Genomic DNA, 18,245 nt, shown 5'->3' on the forward strand with positions numbered 1-18,245 from the left:
CTGTGCTGCGCACACATGACCTCGGATCCCTTCGCTCCGAGCACATTGGACAAACCGTTACCCTGGCCGGCTGGGTGGGCCGCCGCCGTGATCACGGTGGCGTTGCATTCGTTGACCTGCGTGATGCGTCCGGTGTAGCCCAGGTTGTTGTCCGCGAGGAAGAGGTCTTCCATGGCCTGCGGAACGAGTATGTCCTGCAGGTGACAGGTACGGTCAACAAGCGTCCTGAAGGCAATGAGAACCCCGCGTTGGCCACGGGCGAGATCGAGGTTATGGCCGACAAAGTGGTCATCCTCAATACCTCCGAACCCCTTCCGTTCCAGATCGACGAACACGTGGAGGTTGGCGAGGAAGCCCGGCTCAAGCACCGCTACCTGGACCTCCGTCGCCCCGGCCCCGCCCGCAACATGCGCCTGCGTTCGGAAGCAAACCGTGTGGCCCGCGAACTTCTGCACCAGCGTGGCTACGTAGAAATCGAGACCCCCACGCTGACGCGTTCGACGCCGGAAGGTGCCCGGGACTTCGTTGTCCCGGCGCGTCTTGCCCCCGGTTCCTGGTACGCCCTCCCGCAGTCGCCGCAGCTTTTCAAGCAGCTCCTTCAGGTAGGCGGCTTCGAGAAGTACTACCAGATTGCCCGTTGCTACCGCGATGAAGACTTCCGTGCGGACCGCCAGCCGGAGTTCACGCAGCTGGACATCGAAGCCAGCTTCGTTGACCAGGACGATGTCATTGAGCTCGGCGAAGCAATCGTCAAGGCGTTGTGGCAGCTGATCGACGTTGAGATCCCCACCCCGATCCGCCGTATGACGTACCTGGATGCCATGGCCAAGTACGGCTCGGACAAGCCGGACCTGCGTTTTGGTGTTGAACTGACCGAGCTCACCGAGTTCTTCAAGGACACTAACTTCGGTGTTTTCAAGGCGCCGTACGTCGGCGCCGTCGTGATGCCCGGTGGTGCTTCCCAGCCGCGCCGTACCCTGGACGGCTGGCAGGAATTTGCCAAGCAACGCGGACACAAAGGCTTGGCTTATGTCCTCTTCAAGGAGGACGGCGAGCTTGCCGGCCCGGTGGCCAAGAACCTTACCGACGCCGAGCGAGAGGGCCTGGCGGACGCTGTTGGAGCCAAGCCAGGCGACTGCATCTTCTTCGCCGCCGGCGAGAAGTCCGCAGCCCGCGCCCTCCTCGGTGCTGCCCGCGTTGAAATCGGTCACCGTACCGGCCTCATCGATCCCAAGGACTGGGCCTTCGTCTGGATCGTGGACGCTCCCATGTTCGAGCCCGCAGCTGCCGCTGTGGCCTCCGGCGACGTTGCAGTGGGTGCAGGGCAGTGGACGGCCGTGCACCACGCCTTCACCTCGCCGAAGCCTGAGTTCCTGGAAACCTTCGATAAGGATCCGGAGTCCGCACTCTCTTACGCATACGACATCGTCTGCAACGGCAACGAGATCGGCGGCGGTTCCATCCGTATCCATGAGCGCGAAGTGCAGGAGCGCGTCTTCCAGCTTATGGGCCTGGACAAGGAGGACGCCGAAACCAAGTTCGGCTTCCTGCTGGAAGGCTTCAAGTACGGCGCGCCCCCGCACGGTGGAATGGCCTTGGGCTGGGACCGTGTGGTTGCTTTGCTTGCCGGCGTCGAGTCCATCCGCGACGTCATTGCCTTCCCGAAGTCGGGCAACGGCTACGACCCCCTGACTGCTGCACCGGCACCGATCACGCCCCAGCAGCGCAAGGAAGCAGGCGTCGACTTCAAACCGGAGTCCAAGCCCGCAGCCAAGCCGGAAACGAAGTCCGAGTAAGTTTCTGCCCAAAAGGCTCCTCACTGATGTGGGGAGCTTTTTGCGTTCCAGTCACAAGGAGCCTCGCATGATGGAGCAAGCATTCCTGGAAACCCTTATGGACAAGGCTTGGCCTGCGCTTGAGCGTGAAGATACAGGGGAGTGGGTCCTCCGCGCTTCGGACGGAGTAACCCAAAGGGCGAATTCCGTGTGGCCAAGGAACCCGGATGGTGGGCCGAACGGAAATTCGGACATGGTGCGATCTGTGCGTGCAGCAGCGGAGTGGTATCGGCTTCGTCGGCTTCCTTTGATCTTCCAAGTGTTCGATGACTCCCGCAGCGCCTGCCTTAATGCCGTCTTGGATGAGCAACGTTTCACGAGGCAATCCGAGACACGGATCATGGTCCGCGGCGTGGATGAGCTGCCGGTCAGCACGTCGGGCCGGAACGTTGAAATAGCCGGGGAACCCTCAGACGAATGGCTTCACGTGTGGTGGTCCGTCGACGGCCGTGGCGGTGACCCCGAACTGACGGTCGCGCACAAGATTCTCAGCGCCTGCCCGGCGTTGTACGCAATGGTGAGGGATGACGACGGCGTCCCCGCCGCCGTCGGACGTCTTGCCTTGGTGGATGGTTGGGGCGGTATCTACAGCATGGCGACGTCGGCCGGGTATCGCAGGCGCGGATACGGTGCTACGGCGCTGGCGGCGTTGTTGAATGCCGGGACCCAGCGGGGCCTTGAGGGATTTTGGCTGCTGGTTACTGAGGCGAATCGCGGGGCGCAGTTACTTTACTCACGGGCAGGTTTCACCGGCTATGGAAGCTACCTGTACCGGCAGGCACCGCTGAAGCGAGCCTCCAGTGGTTGCTAGACGGTCGGATCAGTCACCAAGATGCGCACGGAGCAGGCGTCGGCGGCCGCTTTCACCAGCACGGCGGTCTTTGGCTCTTGAATGTCCAGGAAGGCCAGACGCGTCCGGCCTGAAATGGCTTTGAGTAAAGGTTGGGCAAGAACCTGATCCACGAGGGCGCGGTCGCCGCCCGGGACGATGTACTCAATTCGGTGTTCGTTGAAGATCCGGGCGGCGTGTTCTGCCGTGGCCCCGGCCGCGACGAAGCGGTTCCCACTCTTCGAAGCCAGGATCGTGGAGCCGCTGGCAGCGCCTATGGCGTAGCCGCCCCTACGCACCAGAAGTAGGCCTAGTCCCCGTTCCTGGTTTGCAAGCGAGGCCAAGCGGTCCAGCTCAGTTGCTCCCCGGCCGGGACGTCCGTCGGCCGGCCAGGGGGCCTTCAACATTGCAGTTGCACCGTCGGCCGCCCGCAGGAGAAGACCACCGTCGTCGAGGTCTTCAACAACGGGACCATGGCTCGCCGCGAACCGGCCAACCCAACCCTGCAACCTGGCCGCGGGCACTAAAGCGGTCCGTGTGCCGGAAGGCTGGTGAGGGGCAGATGCTCGGCGATCCACGTCGATGTCTCCTTTGCTGGAACTATGAGTAGCCTATCCATGTGGAAGATCTCTTTGGAGCGGGTGCAGTTGACGACGACGAGTCGGAGGATCTGCCTGCGTCAAGTGGGCCATCCGATGCTCATTGGATGGCTTCCCAACGCAGTCCACTGGCGGTAAGAATGCGTCCCCGGTCGCTGGACGAGGTGGTGGGGCAGCAGCATCTCCTGGGGCAAGGTTCGCCTTTGCGGCAACTGGCAGCAGGTGCTGAGGCTGCCGGCCCGGCGGGTCCCAGCTCGGTGATTCTTTGGGGGCCGCCCGGGACAGGGAAGACCACGCTCGCCCACGTGATCGCGCGCGGACCCGGACGTAAGTTCGTTGAGTTGTCGGCAATCACCGCCGGAGTCAAGGACGTCCGGCGCGTCATGGACGAGGCCTTGACTGCCCGGGACCTGTACAAGAAGACCACTGTCCTCTTCCTTGACGAGATCCATCGCTTCAACAAGGCCCAACAGGATGCGCTGCTGCCTGGGGTCGAGAACCGCTGGGTGGTGTTGGTGGCCGCCACCACGGAAAATCCGTCCTTCTCAGTGGTGTCGCCGCTCCTGTCCCGCTCGCTCCTGCTTACGCTGAAGCCGCTCACCGACGAGGACATTTCGGGTCTGCTGCAAAGGGCTGTGGCCGACGCCCGCGGACTGGCCGGCCGCGTGGAGCTCAGCCCGGAGGCGTTGGACCATCTTGTCCGTCTATCCGGTGGCGATGCCCGCAGGGCGCTAACAGCGCTGGAAGCCGCTGCCGGCGTCGCATTCGGTGACTCTGCCGCCGTCGATATTTCGGACGACGCCCCAACAGTGGCCGGAGGGGAGGGCGACGCTGACGACGGCGAACCCGGACTCGCCAACGACGGCCTGCCTGACGCTCCGGTATTGGTGGAACTCCGGCATACTGAACGCGCATTGGATGCGGCGGCCGTTCGATACGACCGTGCCGGCGACCAGCATTACGATGTGGCCAGTGCGTTCATCAAGTCCATCCGGGGCTCGGACGTGGATGCCGCCCTGCACTATTTGGCGCGCATGCTGGAAGCGGGTGAGGACCCGAGGTTCGTGGCGCGGCGCATCGTGATCTCAGCGGCCGAAGATATTGGCATGGCTGATCCCACGGCTTTGCAAACTGCAGTGGCCGCCGCGCAGGCTGTCCAGTTGATCGGCATGCCGGAGGGGCGCATCGTGCTGGCCGAGGCTGTGGTCCACTTGGCCACTGCGCCCAAGTCCAATGCCGCCTATATGGGTTTGAACAAAGCGGTGGCCGATGTTCGTGCCGGGTTCGGTGGTGGTATTCCCATGCATTTGCGTGACGCGCACTACCCCGGTGCAAAGCAGCTGGGCCATGGCAAGAGCTACAAGTACGCACACGACGAACCACACGGCGTGGCAACCCAGCAGTATCCGCCGGATGACCTAGTGGGTAAGGACTATTACCAGCCCACCAGTAACGGGGCTGAAAGGGATATTGCCGCCAGGTTGGAACGGCTCCGCAAGATCATACGCGGGGAGTAGCCTGCCGGATCATGCCAGCTGCGGGCGGCGGCCCTGCGCGTGGTAGGATAGTTGCTTGTCTGGCATGGCCCGACGCACAATCCCTTTGAAGATTTCTTCAATAGTGCTGTGCGCCCGGGCTAGTAGCAAAAGGCAGCGGTTGGCCGATGCTCTCCCTGATGGAGGCCAGTAACACTGACACACCGCAGTAATTGGAAGGACACAAGTGGCTAACAACACTCGTGCTCGCCGTACCGCACGCCTTTCGCGTGCACTCGGCATTGCTCTGACCCCCAAGGCCGCCAAGTACATGGAGCGCCGTCCGTACGGCCCCGGCGAGCATGGCCGTGCCCGCAAGAAGCAGGACTCCGACTACGCCGTACGTCTGCGCGAAAAGCAGCGTCTGCGCGCCCAGTACGGCATCCGCGAAGCCCAGATGACCCGTGCCTTCGAAGAAGCACGCCGCACCAAGGGCCTCACCGGTGAAAACCTGGTTGAGCTGCTCGAAATGCGTCTGGACGCCCTCGTGCTCCGTGCAGGCTTCGCCCGCACCATCGCACAGGCCCGCCAGCTGGTTGTGCACCGCCACATCATGGTTGACGGCATCCGCGTGGACCGCCCGTCCTTCCGCGTTGGCGAAGGCCAGCTCATCCACGTTCACAGCCGCTCCGAGGTTATGCCCCCGTTCCAGGTGGCAGCCGCCGGCGCACACGTGCTCAACAACGTGCCGGCATACTTGGACGTCAAGATTGACGCACTTCAGGCCCGCCTGGTTCGTCGCCCGAAGCGCTCCGAGGTCCCCGTGATCTGCGAAGAGCAGCTCGTCGTCGAATTCTACGCTCGCTAAATTCAAGCAGCGCATACAGAGAAGCCCGTGGCACACGCCGCGGGCTTCTTTGTATGTAAGGTACCGGTCCAATATAGGTAAGGTACTTGGGGAGGCTTCGGCCAAAGCCGTGAACCGGTTGGTGCGAGGCAGCGAAACGATCCAAGGAGAAGAGTTCTATGTCTGGTGGCGACATCGCCGGCCTCATCGCAGCAGGAGTCTTCGCGCTCCTCGTCTTGCTTTTGGCCGTGCCCATTTTGAAGCTTGGCGGCGTCTTTGACGAGGTGCGGACCTCCATCCGTTCCATCAGCGATGGCGCCACGCCCCTGATGGATGAAGTGACTGCAACGGTCACCACCACCAACCAGCAGTTGAAGAAGGTTGACGGCATCGCCTCCAACGTCTCCGATGCCTCGGCCAACATCTCCGCGTTGTCCTCGCTCGTTGCAGCCACGGTAGGCTCGCCGCTGATCAAGGTGGCTGCCTTCAGCTATGGCGTCCGTTCTGCCTTCGCTGGACGCCGGACGCCTTCCTCCGGCCGTCGCAGCCGCTGAACACGTCAGCCGCCGAACAAGCCAACTGCTGAATTACAGGGAGACTGAAACCTCATGAAGAGAATTGTCTGGATGGGCATCGGCGTCGCCATCGGCGTCATTGCCTTCCGTAAGATCACCGAAGCCCAAGCAAACCTTGGGCCGGCGGGCCTAAATCGCGCCGTCGGCCGGATGGCTGACGGACTGTTCGACTTTGCCGACGCCGTGCGTACAGGGATGCATCAACGCGAAGAGGATTTGCGGGCAGCGTTGGGGATCGACGACGCCGGAGCCGCTCGGCGCTAGTGGGAGCGGTTCGCCCCCACGCCCTCAACAGGGCAGAATGGAAAGCTGCGGAACGGCACCAGCCGGTTCCGCGCACATCGTGTGCAGTGAATTGAGAAGGGTAAGTAATCAGCTAATGAAGTCGCAGGAGATCACCAAGCGCTGGGTGGACTTTTTTGTCAACAAGGGCCACACCGCCGTTCCCTCCGCGTCGCTCGTTTCCAGCGACCCGTCACTTCTCTTCACTGTGGCCGGAATGGTGCCTTTCATTCCCTACTTGACTGCGCGCGAAGAGCCTCCCTACAGCCGTGCAACGAGCGTCCAGAAGTGCATCCGCACCGGAGACATCGAGGAAGTGGGCAAGACAGCCCGCCACGGCACGTTCTTCCAGATGTGTGGCAACTTCTCTTTCGGCGATTACTTCAAAGAGGACGCCATCAAGTTTGCCTTCGAACTGCTCACCACAAGCGTGGACGACGGCGGTTATGGACTGCCTGCCGAGCGCCTCTGGGTGACGGTCTACGAAGAAGACGACGAGGCCAAGGAGCTGTGGCTCAAGAACACCGGCGTCCCCGCCGAGCGCATCCAGCGCATGGGCAAGGCTGACAACTACTGGTCCACTGGCCAGCCCGGCCCAGCTGGCCCCTGCTCGGAGATCTACTACGACCGCGGCCCTGCCTACGGCATCGAAGGCGGGCCCCTCGCTGATGAGACCCGGTACATCGAAATCTGGAACCTCGTGTTCATGCAGTACCAAATCGAGAACGTCCGTTCGAAGGTGGACTTCGACATCGTGGGAGAGCTCCCGCAGAAGAACATCGACACCGGCCTGGGTATGGAGCGTCTCGCGATGATCCTCCAGGGTGTCGAGAACATGTACGAGACCGACCAAGTTCGTCCTGTCATCGACAAGGCCGCAGAATTGTCGGGCCGTGAGTACACCTCGGCTGAGTCCCCGGACGATCCGCACCACACCGACGACGTCCGCATGCGTGTTGTCGGAGACCACATCCGTTCTGCTTTGATGCTCATCGCTGATGGCGTAGCACCATCCAACGAAGGCCGCGGCTATGTGCTTCGCCGCCTGATCCGTCGTGCTGTTCGCGCCATGCGCCTGCTCGGCGTCGAAAAGGCTTGCCTGCCGGACCTCCTGCCCGCCTCCCGCGACGCCATGAAGGGTGTCTACCCGGTGGTAGAGACTGACTTCGCACGCATCAGCCGCATTGCCTACGCCGAAGAAAAGGCGTTCCTTCGCACCATCGCTTCCGGCACGGCCCGCTTGGAGGACGCTGTAGCCGAGTCGAAGGCTGCTGGAGTTCCGTTGTCCGGCGCCGACGCGTTTGCCCTTCACGACACCTATGGCTTCCCGATCGACCTGACCCTGGAAATGGCAGAAGAAGCCGGCCTCAAGGTAGACGAGGCAGGCTTCCGGTCGCTCATGCTCGAGCAGCGCCAGCGTGCCCAGGCCGATGCCAAGGGCAAGAAGGGGGGACACGCCGACCTCAGCGCCTACCAGGAGCTGCTCGGCAAGGGCGAAACCGTCTTTACCGGCTATGACGAGCTTGAGGGCGAGTCCAAAGTTCGCGGCATCGTCAGTGGCGGCCGCCCGGTCGCCCATGCCTCCACTGGAGACGAAATCGAGCTCGTCCTCAACGAAACCCCATTCTATGCAGAAGCCGGCGGTCAGTCAGCTGACACCGGCCTCATCACCGGCGATGGTTTCGTGGTGGAGGTCCTGGACGTCCAGCGTCCCATCAAGGGCCTGAGCGTGCACAAGGCGATTGTCCGGGAAGGTGAGATCGCCTCCGACGCTCTGGTACGCGCCGCCGTCGACCGTGAACGTCGCCATGCCGCCGAACAGGCCCACACGGGCACGCACATTGTGCATGCCGCGTTGCACCAGATCCTGGGCCCGGAAGCCACCCAGCGCGGTTCCTACAACAAGGCCGGATATCTCCGCTTCGACTTCGCCTGGGGCGAGGGCTTAAGTACAGCGACGAGGTCCGAAATTGAAGAGGTTTCCAACATCGCCATCCGGAACAACTACCGGGTGGACACCAAGGTGATGGGGCTCGCCGAAGCCAAGGCGCTGGGCGCCATGGCTCTGTTCGGTGAAAACTACGGCAGCGAAGTTCGCGTAGTGGAAATCGACGGCGCGTGGTCCCGCGAGTTGTGCGGTGGGACCCACGTTTCAAACACTTCCCTGATCGGCAGCCTGTCTTTGCTGGGCGAACAGTCTGTTGGCTCGGGAAACCGCCGAGTTGAGGCCTTTGTTGGCTTGGACGCATTCCGTCATCTGGCAGCCGAGCGTGCTCTGGTTTCCGAGCTCACGGAACTCTTGAAAGTTCCGTCCGGTCAACTTGCTGACCGCATCTCCAGCACCCTGAACAAGCTCAAAGCCACCGAGAAGGAGCTTGACCGTCTCCGCAAGGAACAGCTTGCAGCAGCGGCCGCAAACCTGGTGGGTACCGCCAAGGACGCCGCTGGTGTTCGGGTGGTAGCTCACGACGCCGGCCAGGTAGGTGGGGCTGACGATCTGCGCAATCTTGCCCTCGACTTGCGTAATCGCCTCGGTTCGGACGCTGCGACTGTAGCCGTTGCGGGTGTCAGCAATGACCGTCCCGTCGTTCTGATCGCCACCAACGAAGCCGCCCGTGAAGTCGGCGTAAAGGCTGGAGCGCTGGTGCGCCTGGCCGCAGGCATCCTGGGCGGCGGCGGGGGCGGCAAGGACGACGTCGCCCAAGGCGGCGGCACCGACGCTGGGAAGGTCTCTGAGGCCCTCGCAGCGGTGGTGGATGCGATAGCCAAGCGCTGACGGTGGATTCCCGTACTGACAGTGGCGTCTACCCCCGCGGCATCAAGCTGGGGGTAGACGTCGGTACCGTCCGGGTGGGTCTGGCCATCTGCGATCCCGACGGGATATTGGCAACACCGTTCAAGACGGTAGGACGGGACACCAAAAAGAACTCCGATGTGCGCCTGGTAGTCAAGCACGTCGCGGAGTTGCCGGTGGTGCAGGTTTTTGTGGGTCTTCCACGGACCATGAAGGGTGAGGAACGGGCGTCTGCGCAGATGGCAGCAGACTACGCAGACCTCCTGGTCGGCGAGCTTCTGCGCGTCGGTTTGGACGTTCCCGTAAACCTCGTGGATGAGCGACTTTCCACCGTGACGGCGCACCGGAACCTGCACGAAGCTGGCATGAGCAGCAAGAACCACCGTAAAGTGGTTGATCAGGTTGCCGCTGCTGGAATACTGCAGCATGCAATCGACATGCAAAAAGCCAGAGGAACGGACGTTGGCCGCCGAGTGCAGGCACCGGTGCAGTCCGAAAAACCCAGCAGTGCCCCAACGCTGCGGGCTGCCTCCGGCTGTGAATCCGATTCTTCTACGAGGGGACTGCAACAGTGAGCCCGGTCAACAACGACCCCTCCAGCGGTACCGCCGGCGGCGGCATGCCGCTGACCCGCAAAGAGCTGCGGGCGCGTGAACGATTCCTCGCCACGCAGAACCACAACGTGGTGCCCGTTCCCGAAGCGACTCCGGGAGAGGCAGCTCCCTCAGCAGACGTTGAGCCGGAATTGCCCCGACCCGTGCCGGCAGTTCCACCTGCCCCTGTGGTGCCCCCAACACCTGTGGCGCCCCCAGTGCCCCCAACACCTGTAGCGTCCCCGGTACCTGTCAATAAGGCTGACGATCCCGAGGTTCACTCAACTGAAGCCCATGGTGCACCAGAAGGCACCCGCCAGGAAGTCCACGGGGATGAAGCCCCCTTCCATGAGGTCAGTGGGCACGCTGAGGTTGATCACGGTGACATCCAGCACAGTGACATGGAACACGAACCTGTTTTCGCGGGACATCCGGAAGCGCCCGCCGACGGCCACGAGTACGCGACGCACAACGCCCATTACGAGGCCGGCATTCATGAAGAACTTCATGACGACGTCCATCTTCATGATGAGCACCACCATGATTTGGTTGCTCCTGCTGCCAATCCAACGTCCAAGGCCGCCGAAAAGAAGGCGCGCCGCCGCCGTCGTATTCTGGCTCTTCTGATCACGCTGGGTGTCTTCGTTGCCGCCATCGCCATAGGCGCGCAGTTCTTGAAGCCCTTGCTCGGCATGGACAGGGTTACTGACTATCCAGGCCCGGGAACGGGATCTGTGAACATCACGGTGCCTGAGGGGTCCGGTCCCAAGGCCGTGGCCAACGCCCTTGTACAGAACCGCGTGGTGGCGGACGCTGATGCTTTTGTGGAGGAATTCCTGAGTGAAGGCGGTGAGTTGTCTCCCGGCGAGTTCACGTTCCGCACGGAAATGAAGAACTCCGATGCCGTCGCGGTCCTCGTGAACAAGGACGCTTCCAAGGTCATGTACTTTGCCCTGAGTGCGGGTCTGCGTATCAATGAATCGTTGGAGGCCATCTCCAAGGGTTCGGGCATACCGATACAACAGCTCAACGCCCTTAACCAGGCGCCGGCGCAGTTCGGGGTTCCTGCCAAGGCAAAGAACCTGGAAGGCTTCCTGGCTCCGGGGGAATACCGCTTCGAACTGGGTACGTCCGCCAAGGACATCATCCAGAAGCTGGTGACCACCACACTTGATGAACTCAAAGCCCAAGGAGTTACGGACCCCGCCAAGCAGTACGACACCGTAACCATTGCCAGCATCGTCCAGGCCGAAGGCGGTCAAGCAGATTACGGAAACGTGGCCGGCGCCATTTACAACAGGCTCAAGCCCAATAACGTTGAGACCAGCGGTCTGATCCAATCGGATGCAACTGTGACGTACGGGCTGGGTAAGAAGTCCTTCCACCTCACTGAGGAAGAGAAGGCCGATAAGTCCAACGCGTACAACACTTACGCGAATGTTGGGCTGCCAGTGGGACCTATTGGTTCACCGGGCAAGACAGCCATCGACGCCGCGGCCAAACCGACACAAAATGACTACCTCTACTGGGTGACCATCAATCTGGACTCCAAGGAGACCAAATTCTCCAAGACGCTGGCTGAGCACAACACCTATGTTGAGCAGTACAACGCTTGGTGCCAGGCCAACGCGGGACGGTGTGTGTGAGTCGTCGCGCCGCAGTCCTGGGCCACCCGATCTCACATTCGAAGTCTCCGGCACTGCACTCTGCTGCCTACGCCAAGTTGGGTGTGGATATCGAGTACTCGGCCATCGATGTCACTGTGGAACGGCTTCCTTCGTTCATGGACTCGCTCCGCGGAGATGAGGCTTGGTGTGGCCTCTCGGTAACCATGCCGCTGAAGTCGGCCATGGTCAAAGAAGTGGACGAAGTTCGCGGCGCCGGTGCCCATCTGGGCGTCATCAACACTGTCGTTTTCGAGCACGACGCCGGACAGGTGCGTCGGGTGGGCTACAACACGGATGTTGCAGGCATAGTTGAAGCGGTCCGCTACGCGGGTGTCGTTGCTGCACCCCACGCTGCCATCCTTGGTGGCGGCGGCACCTCGGCGGCGGCGGTTGCCGCTGTGCAGGAACTGGGTGCCCGTCACGTCGACGTCTTCGTTCGCGACGCCGGACGTGCCGGTGACGCGGAAGCCGCCGCGGCCGCCGTCGGAATTTCCCTCACCGTCAGGCCGTTGACCGAAGCGGCAACCGCTGTGGCCGGCGCGGATCTGGTGATCTCAACGTTTCCACCACGTGCCGCCGATTCCTTGGCGGAGGAGCTTTCAGCGTTGCCGGGAACCGGGGCTGGTGTCATGTTGGACGTCGCCTACGATCCTTGGCCCAGCCGCTTGGCCGAAGTATGGCACGGTCACGGGGGAGCTGTAGTCCCGGGGCTGGAGATGCTGATGTACCAGGCGGCGGAGCAGATCAGGCGCTTCAGCGGCTGTGACGTGGACGCCGCCGTCATAGATGTGATGTGCGACTCAGTCGGGCTTCCCCGGCGAGTGTTCTAGAGCCCTTACATGGCAGGATTGGTTATATGTTGCGTTGGTTGACTGCCGGAGAATCCCATGGTCCGGCACTGATCGGAATTGTTGAAGGCGTGCCCGCCGGTGTTGAGCTCACCAGTGGGCAGATTCGTGACGCGTTGGCGCGTCGCCGCTTGGGCTATGGCCGTGGCGCCCGCATGAAGTTCGAGCAGGACGAAGTCACCATCATGGGTGGCGTCCGGCACGGACTCACACAAGGTGGCCCGGTGGCCATCCAGGTTGGCAATACCGAGTGGCCCAAGTGGGAGCAGATCATGTCTGCTGACCCCGTGGACCCTGAAGTCCTCGCCGACCAAGCCCGCAACGCCCCTTTGACGCGCCCACGCCCCGGACATGCGGATTTCACGGGCATGCAGAAGTACGGTTTCGACGAAGCCCGCCCGGTCCTTGAACGCGCCAGTGCACGCGAGACCGCTACGCGTGTAGCCCTCGGCACTGTTGCCGCCCAGTTCCTGAAGCAACTTGGCGTGGAACTGGTGAGCCACACAGTCTCCATTGCCAGCGTAACTGTGCCGGAAGGCCGGCCCCTGCCGTTGCCGAAGGACGTCATTGCCCTCGACGCAGATCCCTTGCGCTGTTTCGACCGCGAGACCTCCGACGCAATGGTTGCTGAGGTGGATGCTGCCCACAAGGAAGGCGAAACCCTCGGCGGAGTCGTTGAGGTCCTCGCCTACGGCCTGCCACCGGGACTGGGCAGCTACGTGCACTGGGACCGTCGACTGGATTCGAGGCTGGCCGCTGCGCTCATGGGCATCCAGGCCATCAAGGGGGTAGAAGTGGGCGACGGCTTCCTCACCGCTGCGCGTCGTGGATCTGCTGCCCACGACGAGATCCTCAAGGACGGGAACGGGAAGATCGTTCGCCAGACCAACCGGGCCGGTGGCATCGAAGGTGGCATGAGCATCGGCGAGGTTCTTCGAGTTCGGGCGGCCATGAAGCCAATCGCCACGGTTCCCCGCGCCTTGCGCACCATTGACGTCAGCACTGGTGAGCCCGCCAAGGCCCACCACCAGCGTTCAGACGTTTGTGCTGTTCCCGCGGCCGGGGTGGTGGCCGAAGCCATGGTGGCGTTGGTCCTGGCCGAGGCTGTTGCCGAGAAATTCGGCGGCGACTCGGTGGCCGAGACCCAGCGGAACCTGCAGAGCTACCTTGAGAGCATCCCGGCCACCCTGGACTCGGTCGGCCGGTAGTGGGCCGCGCTATCCCGGATGGCCGCCCAGTTGTTCTCGTAGGCCCCATGGCTGTGGGCAAGTCGGCCATCGGCCAACAGTTGGCCCAGCAGCTCGGTCTGCCGTTTGTGGACACCGACGCAGTAGTGGTTGCTGCCCACGGCAGCATCGCGGACATCTTCGCCGGGCGGGGGGAGCACGCCTTCCGCGAGATTGAAGCGCGGGCGGTGGCGAAGTCCATCGAGTCCGCCAAGGGGCAACCAGCCATCATTTCGTTGGGCGGGGGAGCAGTTCTCGACTCCGGAACCCAGCAGTTGCTGGGGGAGTGCACTGTGGTCTATCTGGAATGCGACGCGGAAACCGTTGCAGACCGGATTGCGCGAAACACCGGCAGGCCGCTTTTGCAAGGTGACGCAATGACCCGATGGGAAGCCTTATTTGCCACCAGGCGTCCCGTCTACGAACGACTCGCGGATATCGTCATGGACGTCCGTTCAGGATCCGTGGCGGAAATTGGCCTCCAGCTGGAGGAGCGGCTGCGCCAGCATGCAGCCTTGAAAGAGGAAGTTGAAAAGTGAGCAACGAAGCAACTGTCATCAAGGTGACCGGCCAGTCAGTCAATGAGAATTACGACGTCGTGGTGGGCCGTGGCCTCCTGGGAATGCTGCCAGGCAAGCTTGGCGAGCGTGTCCGGCGCGTTCTGGTCATCCACCCGCGAGCTCTGCGATTGACCGGCGATACGGTCCGCGATGAGCTGGAAGCTGCTGGATTCACGGCGCTCACGGCCGAAATTCCGGACGCGGAAGAAGGCAAGCACATCCAGGTTGCCGCATTCTGCTGGCAGGTGCTGGGCCAGAACGACTTCACACGATCGGATGCCATTGTGGCTGTCGGTGGCGGCGCCGTCACCGACCTCGCAGGATTTGTTGCAGCTACGTGGCTACGGGGCGTCAAAGTTATCCACATGCCCACGAGCCTTCTGGGCATGGTGGACGCATCGGTGGGCGGAAAGACCGGCATCAACACGGCCGAAGGCAAGAACCTTGTGGGCTCCTTCCATCCACCGGCTGCAGTTTTGGCCGATCTGGACACCCTGCAGACGTTGCCTAAGAACGAGCTCATCTCCGGCATGGCAGAAGTCATTAAGTGTGGATTCATCGCCGATCCCGCGATCCTCGACCTCGTGGAAAAGAACAGTGACGCAGTGATGGATCCGGGTTCGGATGTTGTCCGGGAGCTCATTGAACGTGCGATTTCGGTGAAGGCTGACGTCGTTTCCCAGGACCTCAAGGAATCCGGCCTCCGCGAAATCCTGAACTATGGACACACCCTGGGCCACGCCATAGAGCTTGTGGAACGCTACTCGTGGCGTCACGGTGCCGCCGTTTCCGTGGGAATGATGTTTGCTGCCGAGTTGTCGCGAAGCGTCGGGCGTTTGTCCGATGCTGATGCGGACCGGCACCGTACCATCCTGGAGAGCCTCGGCTTGCCCATCACGTACCGCAGGGACCGCTGGCAGGGTCTTCTGGACGGGATGCGCCGGGACAAGAAGTCCCGTGGCGACCTTCTCCGGTTCGTTGTCCTTGATGGCGTGGCCAAGCCGGGCATCCTTGAGGTTCCTGACACGTCCCTCCTGTTTGCTGCCTACCAGGAGATAGCATCGTGACCATTGCCCTTCGTGAAGGCGTCAGCGACTGGCCGACAGCCGGCTTTCCCGGAGTCCGGATGAACCCGGACACTTTGCTTCCTGTGGTTGTCAATGAGGAAGCCATGGAGTCCGCCCTTGCGGCGTCGGAAGACCCCGCGGATCGCATTATGGCCCTGCTGCTCGAGAACCAGCCCAACGAAGCAGCCGAGCTGTTGGCCGAGGCGCGTTACAAGGATCCTGAGTCCTTCCGCTTGAGGATTTTTGAAGCGGAGGTCCACCGGGCAACCAACCGACTGGACCGTGCTGTGCAGTTGTTCCGTCACCTGCTGCAGGATGTTCAGGGCAGCTCGAAGGAAGCGATCGTGCACCAGTACTTGGGGCGGGCCTACTTCGTCAGCGGCAATGCATTGGCCGCCTCCGAGGAGTTCGCCAGGGCATTGGACCTGCGCGTCGCCATGGCCGCCGATGCCGCGCTGATCTACTCTTCCGCCGTCGCCCTGCAGAGGGCCCGGAATGTCCTGGAACTTGCTTCCTGAAGCCGCGGGAAACACAGCCCGCAAGGCCCAGGCGTATTTGCCGGTAGAATGGTTCTTGGATTTTTGATAAATACGCGCTGGCGGGCCGTTTGGCATGCCTGCTTGGCATAGACGAACTGGCAGCTTGAACCAGTGAGAGAAACCAGAGGATACGAGTGGCAACCACAAACGACATCAAGAACGGGACCGTACTGAAGCTCGAGGGCCAGCTCTGGAACATCATTGAGTTCCAGCACGTCAAGCCGGGCAAGGGCGGCGCCTTCGTTCGCACCAAAATGCGCAACGTCATGTCCGGCAAGGTAGTCGACAAGACCTTCAACGCCGGCCTGAAGATCGAAACCGCAACGGTTGACCGCCGTGACTACCAGTACCTGTACCAGGACGGCGAAGACTTTGTCTTCATGGACACCCAGGACTACGACCAGATCACCGTGTCCGGTGCCACCGTGGGTGACGCAACCAACTTCATGCTCGAGAACCAAATGGTCAACATTGCCATCCACGAGGGCACGCCGCTGTACATCGAGCTGCCCCCGAGCGTTGTCCTCGAAATCACGTACACTGAGCCGGGCCTTCAGGGCGACCGCTCCTCGGCAGGCACCAAGCCCGCAACTGTTGAGACGGGCTACGAAATCCAGGTTCCGCTGTTCGTTGAGCAGGGCACCAAAGTCAAGGTAGACACCCGCGATGGCAGCTACTTGGGCCGGGTCAACGACTAGTGAGCGCACGCGGTAAAGCCCGTAGTAGGGCACTCGAAGTACTTTTCGAGGCGGAGCAGCGCTCCGTTTCGGCTTTCGACGCGATGACAGCGCGCCGGGAGAAGACCGATCTTGTCATCAACCCCTACACGGTGGAAATTGTGGAGGGTGTTGTTTCCATGCAGGCAACCATTGATGAGTTCCTGCAGACCTACGCTCAGGGCTGGACGTTGGAACGGATGCCGTCGGTAGACCGCATCATCCTTCGCATCGGCGCGTGGGAGCTTCTTTACAATGATGAAGTTCCGGACGGCGTAGCTGTCAGCGAAGCTGTGGCCCTCGCCAAGACGATGTCCACGGACGAGTCACCCGCCTTCATCAACGGACTGCTTGGCCGCTTGCAGAAACTCAAGCCTTCTCTCCTCGCGTAGTCATTCGTAGCGCGATGAGATGAAAAAGGACCCGCATCCAAGAGGATGCGGGTCCTTTTCCATTACTGGAGGACCGCTGCCCTGAGGGAGGGAATGCTGCGGAGATGTTCAAGTTCGTCGTGCTGGTGAATGTGGACGTCACGGCCGCTGAGTATCCGTTGCCGCGTGAAGGCCAATGCCGTAGCTCCCTTGATGAATGATTTCATCTGGCTTCCTCGGCCGCGCGAAGCTGCCCAGCGAACAGCCTGCCGCCTGCCTCTTGAAGTGGCCAGCATCTCCACTTCCGCTGGCGTGAACCAACCCGCCCGGGCATACTCGAGGAGCCGTTGGCGGGTGAGTTTTCCTTCGGCGACCCGGAGCAGGATGATGCCCACCGCGGCGATCAGGAAGATCGGAACCTGGACCACGAAGTACTCCACCAGAAAGTTCTGCCCCATGCTGTTCCAGCGGTTGTGCAGGAACATTGCGGGCAGCAAGCCGATGAAGAACGCCAGGACTGCGTACCCCGAGTGCCATTTCCGGGCAGCGAAACCAATGATCAGCCCGGTTGTCCCCGTGAATACCGCGTGGGCGAACGGCGACATGACGCCGCGGAGGATGAAGATTCGGACCAAGTCAGTACCTGGATCGGCGGAGGAAGCTATTTCGCGTCCGAAGTAGAGGATGTTCTCCGTGAAGGCGAAGCCGGCGGCAATTGTAAAGGCGAACACAACGCCGTCCACGGGGCCGTCAAAGTACTTGCGTGCTGCCAGGATCAAGACCAGAAGCCCCAACGATTTGGTGACCTCTTCCACGATGGGGGCCTGGACTGTGGCCATGAAGTAGGTGAAGGCTTCTTCGCTGGAGGTTGGTGCGGCAAGTGCGAAGAGCGGCTGGATGAGCAGCGTCCCGGCGATGGACACGGCGGCACCCCACGTAAAGGCGAACCAAAGGAGTCGCTTCGGCTCGGGCTCCCAGCGGTCGATCAGGCGTACCGTCAACAGCACCACGGACAGCGGAATCAAGGAAGCAATGAAGCCGACCACGAATCCGGTCACACCCGTGTTGCCCAGCAGGAACGGCACCACCAGCAACAGGCTGCCGAGAGCCAGCACCGCGCCAGCGATGACCAACGGGAGCGTCCCCCAGGAGCCGCGTCCACGTGGGACCGGCGGCTTGGCCCAGGTCTGCTGGGGGAGTGACGTCGGATTACCCGGAGCCGGTTGATAGTTTCCGGGCTGGACGCGGCCAATCCAAGTGGGATTGGCACCAGGTTCCAAGTAGGGCCGCGGATAGGGTTGTCCGCCGGGTTGGCCGTGGTGGTTCATGGTCATGGGCAAGAGCCTATTCCACAGCGTGGAGTGTGAGCTTAAACTCACCCGTCACTCCAGCCCCCGGTGAGGTTGGAAAGGGCCGCTGTGG

The 18,245-nt window shown here is 62.0% G+C and carries 18 protein-coding genes; 16 read left to right on the top strand and 2 right to left on the bottom strand.

Features of this window, described 5'->3' with window-relative positions; genetic code table 11:
* Positions 1-2: 2 nt before the first annotated feature.
* Together aspS and AC0J5Z_RS12615 are read left to right on the top strand one after the other, a co-directional pair.
* Complete coding sequence (gene aspS, locus AC0J5Z_RS12610) at positions 3-1,796, top strand: aspartate--tRNA ligase (protein ID WP_475032594.1); 1,794 nt, start codon at positions 3-5, stop codon at positions 1,794-1,796.
* 67 nt (positions 1,797-1,863) lie between these two features.
* On the top strand, positions 1,864-2,646 hold the full coding sequence (locus AC0J5Z_RS12615) for a GNAT family N-acetyltransferase (RefSeq protein WP_475032596.1): 783 nt from the start codon (positions 1,864-1,866) through the stop codon (positions 2,644-2,646).
* On the opposite strand, the gene AC0J5Z_RS12620 is transcribed toward AC0J5Z_RS12615, so the two are convergent.
* Positions 2,643-3,242 carry a Vms1/Ankzf1 family peptidyl-tRNA hydrolase gene (locus AC0J5Z_RS12620; RefSeq protein ID WP_475032598.1) on the bottom strand — a complete coding sequence of 200 codons (600 nt, stop codon included), beginning with the start codon at positions 3,240-3,242 and terminating at the stop codon, positions 2,643-2,645. The two genes, AC0J5Z_RS12615 and AC0J5Z_RS12620, sit on opposite strands and share 4 nt — an antisense overlap.
* A gap of 41 nt (positions 3,243-3,283) precedes the next feature.
* Between AC0J5Z_RS12620 and AC0J5Z_RS12625 the strand changes: the two genes are divergently transcribed.
* From AC0J5Z_RS12625 to nusB, 14 genes are all read left to right on the top strand, one after another.
* Positions 3,284-4,780, top strand: coding sequence for a replication-associated recombination protein A (locus tag AC0J5Z_RS12625; protein ID WP_475032600.1), 1,497 nt, complete (start codon positions 3,284-3,286; stop codon positions 4,778-4,780).
* A gap of 205 nt (positions 4,781-4,985) precedes the next feature.
* Positions 4,986-5,606 (top strand): 30S ribosomal protein S4, encoded by a 621-nt coding sequence (gene rpsD / locus AC0J5Z_RS12630; protein WP_011774968.1) that lies wholly within the window; start codon positions 4,986-4,988, stop codon positions 5,604-5,606.
* A 158-nt stretch (positions 5,607-5,764) separates the two neighbouring features.
* Complete coding sequence (locus AC0J5Z_RS12635; RefSeq protein WP_017197541.1) at positions 5,765-6,139, top strand: DUF948 domain-containing protein; 375 nt, start codon at positions 5,765-5,767, stop codon at positions 6,137-6,139.
* Positions 6,140-6,193: 54 nt separating this feature from the next.
* Positions 6,194-6,424, top strand: a complete 231-nt coding sequence (locus AC0J5Z_RS12640) for a hypothetical protein (RefSeq protein WP_475032603.1) — start codon at positions 6,194-6,196, stop codon at positions 6,422-6,424.
* Between the two features lie 115 nt (positions 6,425-6,539).
* Positions 6,540-9,218: an alanine--tRNA ligase gene (alaS, locus tag AC0J5Z_RS12645; RefSeq protein WP_475032606.1), complete on the top strand. Its 2,679-nt coding sequence runs from the start codon at positions 6,540-6,542 to the stop codon at positions 9,216-9,218.
* Positions 9,219-9,220: 2 nt separating this feature from the next.
* A complete protein-coding gene (gene ruvX / locus AC0J5Z_RS12650; protein ID WP_475032609.1) occupies positions 9,221-9,811 on the top strand; it encodes a Holliday junction resolvase RuvX in 591 nt (196 codons plus the stop codon).
* On the top strand, positions 9,808-11,475 hold the full coding sequence (mltG, locus tag AC0J5Z_RS12655; protein WP_475032611.1) for an endolytic transglycosylase MltG: 1,668 nt from the start codon (positions 9,808-9,810) through the stop codon (positions 11,473-11,475). Before ruvX ends, mltG begins: the two co-directional genes overlap by 4 nt.
* Complete coding sequence (locus AC0J5Z_RS12660) at positions 11,472-12,326, top strand: shikimate dehydrogenase (RefSeq protein WP_475032614.1); 855 nt, start codon at positions 11,472-11,474, stop codon at positions 12,324-12,326. The genes mltG and AC0J5Z_RS12660 overlap by 4 nt, the downstream gene beginning before the upstream one ends.
* Before the next feature lie 26 nt (positions 12,327-12,352).
* Positions 12,353-13,552 (top strand): chorismate synthase, encoded by a 1,200-nt coding sequence (gene aroC, locus AC0J5Z_RS12665; RefSeq protein WP_475032618.1) that lies wholly within the window; start codon positions 12,353-12,355, stop codon positions 13,550-13,552.
* Positions 13,552-14,109 carry a shikimate kinase gene (locus AC0J5Z_RS12670; protein WP_475032620.1) on the top strand — a complete coding sequence of 186 codons (558 nt, stop codon included), beginning with the start codon at positions 13,552-13,554 and terminating at the stop codon, positions 14,107-14,109. The genes aroC and AC0J5Z_RS12670 overlap by 1 nt, the downstream gene beginning before the upstream one ends.
* Positions 14,106-15,197: a 3-dehydroquinate synthase gene (gene aroB / locus AC0J5Z_RS12675; RefSeq protein WP_475032622.1), complete on the top strand. Its 1,092-nt coding sequence runs from the start codon at positions 14,106-14,108 to the stop codon at positions 15,195-15,197. The genes AC0J5Z_RS12670 and aroB overlap by 4 nt, the downstream gene beginning before the upstream one ends.
* Positions 15,194-15,715, top strand: coding sequence for a tetratricopeptide repeat protein (locus AC0J5Z_RS12680; RefSeq protein WP_475032624.1), 522 nt, complete (start codon positions 15,194-15,196; stop codon positions 15,713-15,715). The genes aroB and AC0J5Z_RS12680 overlap by 4 nt, the downstream gene beginning before the upstream one ends.
* Before the next feature lie 155 nt (positions 15,716-15,870).
* Positions 15,871-16,434, top strand: a complete 564-nt coding sequence (gene efp, locus AC0J5Z_RS12685; protein WP_011774957.1) for an elongation factor P — start codon at positions 15,871-15,873, stop codon at positions 16,432-16,434.
* Positions 16,434-16,844, top strand: coding sequence for a transcription antitermination factor NusB (nusB, locus tag AC0J5Z_RS12690; protein ID WP_011774956.1), 411 nt, complete (start codon positions 16,434-16,436; stop codon positions 16,842-16,844). The genes efp and nusB overlap by 1 nt, the downstream gene beginning before the upstream one ends.
* A 62-nt stretch (positions 16,845-16,906) precedes the next feature.
* On the opposite strand, the gene AC0J5Z_RS12695 is transcribed toward nusB, so the two are convergent.
* Positions 16,907-18,202, bottom strand: a complete 1,296-nt coding sequence (locus AC0J5Z_RS12695) for a PrsW family intramembrane metalloprotease (RefSeq protein ID WP_475032626.1) — start codon at positions 18,200-18,202, stop codon at positions 16,907-16,909.
* Between the last annotated feature and the right edge of the window lie 43 nt (positions 18,203-18,245).

The organism is Paenarthrobacter sp. TRD_SC_7 (genome assembly GCF_056156245.1).